This is a genomic window from Anaeromyxobacter sp. SG66, assembly GCF_022690805.1.
Classification (GTDB): domain Bacteria; phylum Myxococcota; class Myxococcia; order Myxococcales; family Anaeromyxobacteraceae; genus Anaeromyxobacter; species Anaeromyxobacter soli.
Map to the genome: position 1 here is coordinate 1 of NZ_JALCZC010000048.1, position 1302 is coordinate 1302.

Genomic DNA, 1302 nt, shown 5'->3' on the forward strand with positions numbered 1-1302 from the left:
GCGCTCGCCGACGGGCTGGAGGCGGCGCTCCCCGCGGGCGGCGAGCTCCCCTCCGAGGCGCTCGCCTGGCACCGCCGCCGCGCCGGCGATCCCGACCGCGCCGTCGTCCACCTCGTCGCCGCCGGCCACCGCGCCGCGGCGCGCGCCGGGCTCCGCGAGGCGCTCGCCTTCTACACCGAGGCGCTCGACCTGCTCGAGCGCTCCGGCGCGGACGGGCCGCAGGAGCTCGAGCTCCTCGACGCGGTCGGCCGCGTCCAGCTCGGCCTCGGCGAGCTCGCCGGCGCGGCGCGCTCCTTCTCCGGCGCGGCCCACCTCGAGGACGGCGGCGGCTTCCGCCCCAGCCCCGAGCAGCGGGCCCGCGCCCACCGCCTCGCGGCGATCTCGCTCGCCTCCGCGGGCCTGCTCCGCGCGGCGAACGCCGAGCTCGAGGACGGCCTCCACGCGGTGGACGCGCAGGGCGAGGAGGCGGCGGCGCTCCTGCACGTGCGCGCGCAGCTCTTCTGGCACGAGCGCCGCCCCGCCGACGCGCTCGCGGCCGCCCAGGGGTGCCTCGAGCGCGCCAGCGACACGGGCGACGCGGACCTCGCCGCCCGCGCCGCCGACCTCGTGGCCCTCGCCCGCGCGACGCTCGGCGACCCGCTGCGCCCGCCCGACGACGCGACCGGCGACAGCGCGCGCTCCTCCCGCCAGGACCTCGCCCCGGAGCACCCCGTCCCGCTCCACCTCGTCCTCTGGGATCGCGACCTGCTCTGCGACGCGACGGCCGGCGAGGTGGGCCACGCGGCCGCGCTCCTCGCGCAGCGCGCCCGCCAGCGCGGGGCCGCAGGCTCCGTCGCGGCGGGCCGTCACGGCGAGGGCGTCGCCGCGCTCGCCGGGGGGGACCTCGACCTCGCCGAGGCCGCCCTGCGCGACGCGCTCGAGCGCCACCGCGCGGGTGGCTCTGCCATCGGCGAGGCGCTCGCCCTCGAGCGGCTCGCCTGCCTCCTCACGCTGCGCGGCCGCCTGGACGAGGCGCTCGCCCTCGTGGACCTCGGCATCGTGGTCGCGGAGCGCGCGGGGCTCCGCCGCCACGCCCTCACGCGGCTCCACGCGACCGAAGCCCGCAACCGCCTCGCCGCGGGCGCGCTGTACGCGGCGGAGGACGCCGTGCGGGAGGCGAGCGAGACGGCGGCGCGCCACGGCGACTGCGCCGCGTGCGACGCGGTGTTCCGGCCCGAGGCGGTGCGCGTCGCGCTGGCGCGCGGGCGGCTCGGGGAGGCCGAGGCGGAGGCCGAGGCGCTCGAGGAGATCGCGCGGCAGCGC

Annotated in this window: 1 pseudogene; it reads left to right on the plus strand. The window is 81.4% G+C overall.

Annotated elements, in window-relative coordinates:
• Nucleotides 1-1302 (plus strand): annotated as a pseudogene (locus MNZ39_RS14070) (transcriptional regulator); the annotation flags it as partial.